Here is an 8236-nt window from a genome sequence, read left to right as displayed (position 1 = left end):
TTAAGAAATATATTGAACAGCAACGCGATTAACGTCAATGCAGGATAAATCCTGCACCTAGCCTTCATCCCTTGTCTAAAGCACAGATGTAGCTTCCTAAGTCAGCTACATCTTCAAGGGTTTTCGGCATTTCCCTTATAACACTATCACGACTATCTTCGCAATTGTCGCTGCTCCTTTCATTGTCAACAAATAACTATTGGTAAATGTCTCTTTTAACCACGACAAGACTGATTGTTCTATATTTAATTATAGTTAACTTTTAACAAAAAACGCTTAAACAAATCATGCTACTCGCCAATCAGGAGAAAGCTAAAGCTAAAGTGAAAATTGGAAAAGCTGTAAGTGCGATCGCTACTAAGGTAGAATATTCAAAGTTCGGTAAAAACTTCCCTACCATCCCCAGTGGTAATTGGCTAAAGTCCCATTATTCTGGGAAGTCCTTGTTGTTTGTGGTAGCTTCAGACCCAAAGGAAGTTAGGAAAACCACAATTAGCGGCAGCAAAACTCTAAATTTACCTGTTCGTGCTGCTAACAGCCTCAAAAATCGGCGTTTTTGAGATTCCAGTTTAGCTTGGACATTGGCTATGACTTCATACATTTGTTTTTCTGGTGGTACAACCATCAGTAAAAACTAATCTAATAACTATAGTTTCTTGTTAAGTTAAATTAAATCACAGTGATAATTACCCCAAATTTATCGGGTAAGTTGAGTTTTTGTATCAAATGAGCAGGGTTAACGGAGTAATACAGACAATGCAGCAACTTGTAGACCAAATTGAAACAATTGATTTTCAAAGTGAAATATATAAAGATGCTTATAGCCGCATCAATGCGATCGTAATTGAAGGAGAACAAGAAGCCCACGAAAATTACATTACATTAGCTCAACTACTGCCGGCACAGGAAAAGGAACTAATTGTCCTCTCAAAAATGGAAAGTCGCCACAAAAAGGGATTTGAAGCCTGTGGACGGAACTTAAAAGTGACTCCAGATTTAGAATTTGCGAAAAAGTTTTTCTTGGGACTACACGACAATTTCCAAGCAGCAGCTAGAGAAGGTAAAATAGTTACCTGCCTGTTGATTCAATCATTAATTATCGAATGTTTTGCGATCGCCGCCTACAATATCTATATTCCTGTAGCTGATGATTTCGCTCGTAAAATCACAGAAGGAGTAGTAAAAGAAGAATACAGCCATCTCAACTTTGGTGAAGTGTGGCTGCAAAAAAACTTTACAGAATCCCAAGCCGAGTTAGAGGAAGCTAACCGCCAAAACCTACCTCTAGTATGGAGAATGCTCAATCAAGTGGCAGATGATGCCAAGATCTTAGCTATGGAAAAAGACGCTTTAGTGGAAGACTTTATGATTCAATATGGTGAGGCCCTAAGTAACATTGGCTTCACTACCCGTGATATCATGCGTCTTTCTGCATACGGACTTGTAGCCGCTTAGAAATGCCCTTGGGGTGACAACTATGTTACCCCAGGTTTTCAGAGCAGGGAGCAGGGAGCAGGGAGCAGGGAGCAGGGAGCAGAGGGGAAAAGGATTTAAGCCCTATTTACCTTTCTTTACAGATTTTGGTTATCTCACATCCACCTACTTAATTGCGAATTACCAATTATCTGGACACCTTATGTAGTATTTTTAATAGTTAGATATTATCTCTGATTCCAAGTTGGCATAGTTTTTTGATTTCTCCAAAATCTCAAATCTCAAATCTAAAATCCAAAATTGGTTTTGCACGACAGCACACGCCTAATATATCACTCCATGTTTGGTTTAATTGGACATCTGACTAGTTTAGAACACGCTCAATCAGTAGCTCAAGAATTGGGATATCCAGAATATGCCGATCAAGGGCTAGACTTTTGGTGTAGCGCCCCGCCGCAAATAGTTGATCATATCACTGTCACCAGTATCACCGGGCAGAAAATAGAAGGAAAGTATGTAGAATCATGCTTTTTACCGGAAATGCTGGCTAATCGCCGCATTAAAGCCGCAACGCGCAAAATTCTTAATGCTATGGCTCATGCTCAAAAGCATGGCATTGATATTACAGCCTTGGGTGGATTTTCCTCAATTATTTTTGAGAACTTTAATTTAGAGCAGTTCAAACAAGTCCGCAATATTAACCTAGAATTTGAACGGTTCACCACAGGCAACACTCATACAGCTTACATTATTTGTCGGCAAGTAGAAGAAGCTTCCCAACAACTAGGGATTGAATTGTCCAAAGCAACTGTAGCTGTGTGCGGTGCAACGGGGGATATTGGCAGCGCAGTCACCCGCTGGCTAGATAAAAAAACAGATGTTCAAGAATTACTATTAATTGCGAGAAATCAAGAACGTCTCCAAGAACTACAAGCAGAACTAGGACGGGGTAAAATTATGGGGTTACAGGAAGCATTACCCCAAGCGGATATTGTCGTCTGGGTGGCGAGTATGCCCAAAGGCGTAGAAATTGAACCAACAGCATTAAAGCAACCCTGTCTATTGATTGATGGTGGCTATCCTAAAAATTTAGGTACAAAAGTTCAGCATCCGGGGATATATGTACTAAATGGTGGCATTGTGGAGCATTCCCTAGATATTGACTGGAAAATTATGAAAATTGTCAATATGGATGTGCCAGGACGGCAATTATTTGCTTGTTTTGCCGAATCAATGCTGCTGGAGTTTGAGAAGTTATATACAAACTTTTCTTGGGGGCGTAATCAGATTACCGTAGACAAAATGGAGCAAATTGGTCGAGTGTCCATTAAACACGGTTTTAGACCATTACTAGTTTAGTCAAGAGGTAAGAGGCAAGAGGCAAGAGGTAAAAGCAAAGATCAATATTCTCCTCTTCTCCCTATTCCCTATTCCCTATTCCCTATTCCCTATTTCCTTAATATGGCAACCACTGAGCGCAAACCCCTACTGTTAGATTTTGAAAAGCCTTTAGCAGAACTGGCCACTCGGATTGACCAAATTCGCCAATTGGCTGAAGAAAATGGTGTTGATGTTTCTGGACAAATTCGCCAACTAGAGACACGGGCGACGCAATTGCGGGAGGAGATTTTTAGTAGTCTGACACCATCCCAACGATTGCAGGTAGCTCGTCATCCCCGCAGGCCTAGCACCTTAGATTATATCCAGTCTATCAGCGATGAATGGATGGAATTACATGGCGATCGCTGTGGCGGCGATGATCCAGCTTTAGTTGGTGGCGTTGGTCGCATAGCTGGACAACCAGTGATGATGTTAGGACATCAAAAAGGTCGAGATACTAAAGACAACGTTGCCCGCAACTTTGGTATGGCTGCTCCTGGTGGCTACCGTAAGGCTCTGCGCCTCATGGAACACGCCAATAAATTTAGTATGCCAATTTTGACATTTATTGATACTCCCGGGGCTTGGGCAGGCATCGAAGCCGAACATCAAGGACAAGGAGAGGCGATCGCCTATAACCTACGAGAAATGTTCAGTTTTGACGTACCCATCATTTGTACAGTTATCGGTGAAGGTGGATCCGGTGGGGCTTTGGGTATTGGTGTAGGCGATCGCCTGCTGATGTTTGAACACTCAGTTTACACCGTAGCTACCCCTGAAGCCTGTGCCGCAATTTTGTGGAAAGATGCCAGTAAATCTCACCTAGCCGCCGTAGCCCTGAAAATCATCTCCCACGACCTCAAAAACTTGGGCATTATTGACCAAATCCTCCCTGAACCTTTGGGTGGCGCACACTCAGACCCCTTAACAGCGGCTACCAACTTAAAACAAGCCCTAGTGGAAAACTTAGACGAACTCAACCGTCTCACCCCAGCCGAGCGCCGCCAACTCCGTTATGATAAATTCCGTAATATCGGCGTTTTCACAGAACTTGCCCACTAAAAATACTCAAGAAAATGGTATAGAATAATAGCAATGCTATAATTGCCTATGGCTGCTTAAGGATTTTTAACAATCTTCAAGAGCTATAGGCATTTGTATTTACTTGATTTTATGAATTCTGAGCAAAAAAGACGCGCCTTAATTACTGGTGCTAGTAGCGGAATTGGCAGAGCAACAGCTTTAGCATTTGCAAAAGCTGGAATAGATGTAGCATTAGTCAGCCGTTCTCAGGATAAACTAGAGTCTGTAGCTAGAGCCGCACAGGAGTTAGGAGTAGAAGCCCAAGCCTTTTGTCTAGACTTAGCTGAAGTTACCCAAGTTAAATCCAAAATTCAAGGAATAGCTGACAAATTTGGCAACATAAATATTCTCATTAATAACGCTGGAATTGGATATACAGGCAACCTGAGTGAAACACCCTTGGAAGACTGGCAACAAGTTATTGACTTGAACCTCACCAGTGTCTTTCAGTGCATGATGGGAATTTTGCCAGGAATGCGCCAACAAGGGCAAGGCACAATTATTAACATTGCTTCTATAGCAGCCAAACAAACCTTTCCGGGTTGGGGTGCTTACTGCGTCAGCAAAGCAGGACTTCTTTTCCTCTCCCAAACCCTCGCACAAGAAGAACGGGCTAATGGTATTCGCGTCATTGCCATTTGTCCTGGTTCTGTGAATACAGCAATTTGGGATACTCCAACCGTCCAAGCTAACTTTGACCGTTCCCAAATGTTAACTCCAGAAATTGTGGCAACAACAATTCTACACACTGTCTTATTACCACAAGAAGCAGTAATTGAAGAATTGACGATTATGTCCAATGCTGGTGTTCTCTAATTGGTAATTTCCTCATTTATCTCTTTAAATGATCAATTACCACTGACAACTGACAACTGAAAAATTACTAAAATTTAATCATGACTATCGCTGGTTCAACCGGTTCTAATACCTCGCAATCGCCTCTCATTCCTGACTTAGCAGAAGCTATCAATGTCCGACCAGACCGCAATACCCATAATGGCAAAGAACCAGAAATACATCCACCGTCGGAAGAAACAATGGATGAGATGATGCAAGCTGTGCGGACAATGTTAGTGGGATTAGGAGAAGACCCTGAACGGGAAGGACTGCTAAAAACACCCAAGCGCGTAGCTAAGGCGATGAAATTTCTCACCAGCGGCTACAATCAATCTCTAGAAGACCTCATCAATGGTGCGATATTTGATGAAGGACATGATGAAATGGTTTTGGTAAGAGACATTAACTTCTTTAGCCTGTGTGAACATCATATGCTGCCATTCATGGGTAGAGCGCACGTTGCTTATATTCCCAATCAAAAAGTTGTAGGATTAAGCAAACTGGCAAGAATTGTGGAAATGTATTCTCGCCGATTGCAAGTTCAAGAAAGACTAACTCGACAAATTGCTGAGGCGCTACAAGCAGTCCTCGAACCCAAAGGTGTGGCTGTAGTCATGGAAGCTACTCATATGTGTATGGTGATGCGGGGGGTTCAAAAACCTGGTTCTTGGACAGTTACCAGTTCGATGGTAGGTATTTTCCAAGAACAACACAAAACCCGTGAAGAATTTTTTAACTTGATTCGTCATCAAGCGTCATTATTTTAATGCGGGGTAGGGGTAGGGGGCAGGGGAGTAGGGGTAGGGGAGAATATTTTTCCTAATGACCAATGACCAATGACTAATGACTAATCACCAATTCTCTAACTTTTGAAACAATAGGGCTACTTTATCTAAATCTTTGTTACCTGGTGAGTGTTCGACACCACTAGATAGATCAATACCATTGGGTTTAATTTGACTTAAAGCAGTCAAAATATTATCTGGTGTGAGTCCTCCGGCTAAGAACCAAGGAAGATTAGGGCTAAATTGCTGATTTAGTTGATGCCAATCTAAGGTTTGTCCTGTTCCTCCTAGCTGTTGAGGATGGTAAGCATCAAGTAGTAGAGTATCTACATAATCGGTGTAATGTATGGTGGTTTGTAGATGCTCTAAACTGCGGACTCGCAAGGCTTTGATAATTTCCACCTGGGGTAGAGATTGACGTAATTGCTGGCAAAATTCTGGTGTTTCGTCTCCATGTAGCTGGACACCGGTTAAACCAGACTTTTTCACTATTTGACTAATTTCAGAAATAGTAGTGTTAGCAAAAACGCCGATTTTATCAATATTTTCGGGAATGGGGATGATCGCTGCCTGAATTTGGGCTATGGTAACGTAACGAGGGGAACTGGGAACACAAATAAATCCTAGTGCTGTTGCACCCAGGGCAGTTATAGCTAAAGACTGCTCTGGTTGGGTAATACCGCAAATTTTAACCCGCATTTTTATCAGAAGAGTTACAAATAATCACAAAAGTATCTTAATTCAAGTTAAAAACTTTTGCTTTGTCCTGGGTAATTTTATAATTCTGTAGAACTATATTCATTTTCTCATTTAGGAGAACACAATTTCATGTCATCAATTTTATTAGCCGCAGCATCCGTTCCTGTTACACCAGTGTGGAGTCCTACAGTCGGTATCATTATCAGTGCCAGCAGCGCAGTTGTATTATTATTTACTTTTGCACTGAAATCTGCTAAAGTTGGACTTGGGATGCCTGTATTGCCTGTAAGTGTACCAGGATTCATTGGAGCAATGGCTTTTGGTCATGTAATTGGTATTGGTATTGTGTTAGGACTAACTAATATTGGTCGTTTGTAAGTTGGATTAACAAATACCAGATCCCCGACTTCTTGGAGAAGTCGGGGATCTATGCTATTTAAAATTGTCTATTCTAGAGTTATACATACATTTCTCTCTATAAAATAATTTCTGGAAATATCTAATAATGCAAACAAATTGGCAAATAGGTTCTTTATTTGGCATTCCCTTATTTTTAGACCCCTTATGGTTTGTGATTTTGGGGTTAACAACCCTGAATTTTGGGTTAGCTTACCAACAATGGGGGACTGTTGCGGGTTGGAGTGCTGGTTTGATGATGGCACTGCTGTTATTTGCTTCGGTGCTGCTACATGAGTTGGGACATAGCTTGGTGGCACAATCCCAAGGTATTAAGGTGAATTCGATTACTTTGTTTTTGTTTGGGGGGGTGGCGGCAATTGAGGAGGAGTCAAAAACTCCTGGTCAGGCTTTTCAGGTGGCGATCGCTGGTCCTGCGGTCAGTGTGATGCTATTTGTCTTACTGCGTCTAGCAGCGAGTGTAATTCCCGATAGTAACCCTCTGAGTGAAATGACCGGGGATTTATCGAGGATTAACTTGGTGGTGGCTTTATTTAATTTAATTCCTGGTTTGCCTTTGGATGGGGGACAGGTGTTAAAAGCGGCTTTGTGGAAAATTACAGGCGATCGCTTTCAAGCGGTACACTGGGCTGCAAAGGCTGGACAAATTTTAGGTTATACTGCGATCGCTTTGGGTTTTGCTATTGACTTCTTTACCAGAGAATTTATCACGGGTTTATGGATTGTTTTACTCGGTTGGTTTGCAGTTCGTAATGCTAACAGTTATGACCGTGTTACTACATTACAAGAAACTTTACTCAAGTTAGTAGCAGCCGATGGTATGACTCGTAATTTCCGGGTTGTTGATGCCAATCAAACATTGCGAGAATTTGCTGATTCCTATCTTTTAGAAACCACTGCACCACAAGTTTATTTTGCGGCTGCTGATGGTCGCTATCGGGGTTTAGTTAATATTAATGATTTGCGAACTACCCAAAGAAGTGAATGGGAAACTCAAACTTTACAAACTATTGTTCATCCCTTAAATACAATTCCTACTGTTGTAGAATCTACTTCTTTTGCTGAGGTAATTCGGAAGTTAGAAACTGAACAATTACCTCAAATCACTGTTCTTTCTCCTGCGGATGCTGTTGCTGGTGTCATTGATAGAGGGGATATTGTTCAAGCATTAGCACAAAGGTTAAATTTGCCAATTACTACTGCGGAAATTAAACGGATTAAGGAAGAAGGAAGTTTTCCACCAGGTTTACAGTTGGGGGTAATAGCGAAGTCTGTGGAAAAATGAAGTTGTCAGAATCAGGATGTCCAGGATTTGAGGATGTTCAGGATTAATGAAGAGAATAATGTCAGAATCAGGATATCCAGGATTTTAGGATGTTCAGGATTAATTACGTCCTGATTTGGACAATAAAATGCTAGTATTAAAAAATAAATTCTGCATCACTATATAAATTTTTTAACTATGTCTAGACTCTTAGTTACTCAATATCAAGCCGAAGTAGAAAAAATCATTCAATATGGTGGTTCTCGCAAAGAAACATCTATTCGTGTGGCTTTTCAAAATCTGTTGAATGAATATTGTAAACCAAGAGATTTTTTAC

9 protein-coding genes are annotated in these 8236 nt (G+C 41.2%); 8 read left to right on the top strand and 1 reads right to left on the bottom strand.

Translation table 11 applies throughout. The features are described 5' to 3' along the window. The first annotated feature begins 287 nt into the window (after window positions 1-287). The 6 genes from PN471_RS04775 to folE all read left to right on the top strand — a co-directional run bounded on the left by PN471_RS04775 (window position 288) and on the right by folE (window position 5501). Complete coding sequence (locus tag PN471_RS04775) at window positions 288-560, top strand: hypothetical protein (protein ID WP_271775869.1); 273 nt, start codon at window positions 288-290, stop codon at window positions 558-560. A gap of 196 nt (window positions 561-756) precedes the next feature. Beyond that, a complete protein-coding gene (locus PN471_RS04770) occupies window positions 757-1455 on the top strand; it encodes an aldehyde oxygenase (deformylating) (RefSeq protein WP_193899472.1) in 699 nt (232 codons plus the stop codon). 318 nt (window positions 1456-1773) lie between these two features. Next, window positions 1774-2793: a long-chain acyl-[acyl-carrier-protein] reductase gene (locus PN471_RS04765; protein ID WP_271775868.1), complete on the top strand. Its 1020-nt coding sequence runs from the start codon at window positions 1774-1776 to the stop codon at window positions 2791-2793. Window positions 2794-2895: 102 nt separating this feature from the next. Next, window positions 2896-3876 carry an acetyl-CoA carboxylase carboxyltransferase subunit alpha gene (locus PN471_RS04760; RefSeq protein WP_039202861.1) on the top strand — a complete coding sequence of 327 codons (981 nt, stop codon included), beginning with the start codon at window positions 2896-2898 and terminating at the stop codon, window positions 3874-3876. 111 nt (window positions 3877-3987) lie between these two features. Beyond that, window positions 3988-4713, top strand: a complete 726-nt coding sequence (locus tag PN471_RS04755) for an SDR family oxidoreductase (RefSeq protein WP_039202862.1) — start codon at window positions 3988-3990, stop codon at window positions 4711-4713. Between the two features lie 80 nt (window positions 4714-4793). Further along, window positions 4794-5501, top strand: coding sequence for a GTP cyclohydrolase I FolE (gene folE / locus PN471_RS04750; protein ID WP_193899714.1), 708 nt, complete (start codon window positions 4794-4796; stop codon window positions 5499-5501). An 84-nt stretch (window positions 5502-5585) separates the two neighbouring features. Here folE and PN471_RS04745 read toward each other — a convergent pair whose 3' ends face one another. Beyond that, on the bottom strand, window positions 5586-6218 hold the full coding sequence (locus tag PN471_RS04745; protein ID WP_271775867.1) for a phosphoribosylanthranilate isomerase: 633 nt from the start codon (window positions 6216-6218) through the stop codon (window positions 5586-5588). 129 nt (window positions 6219-6347) lie between these two features. On the opposite strand from PN471_RS04745, the gene PN471_RS04740 reads away from it, so the two are divergent. Together PN471_RS04740 and PN471_RS04735 are read left to right on the top strand one after the other, a co-directional pair. Further along, a complete protein-coding gene (locus tag PN471_RS04740; protein ID WP_271775866.1) occupies window positions 6348-6596 on the top strand; it encodes a photosystem I reaction center subunit PsaK in 249 nt (82 codons plus the stop codon). Between the two features lie 127 nt (window positions 6597-6723). Continuing rightward, window positions 6724-7920, top strand: a complete 1197-nt coding sequence (locus tag PN471_RS04735) for a site-2 protease family protein (RefSeq protein ID WP_271775865.1) — start codon at window positions 6724-6726, stop codon at window positions 7918-7920. The last annotated feature ends 316 nt before the right edge of the window (window positions 7921-8236 follow it).

It is taken from the genome of Aphanizomenon sp. CS-733/32 (genome assembly GCF_028330045.1).
Lineage (GTDB): Bacteria > Cyanobacteriota > Cyanobacteriia > Cyanobacteriales > Nostocaceae > Dolichospermum > Dolichospermum gracile.
Note: the sequence above shows the minus strand (reverse complement) of the source record. Positions and strands in the feature narration are given on the sequence as shown.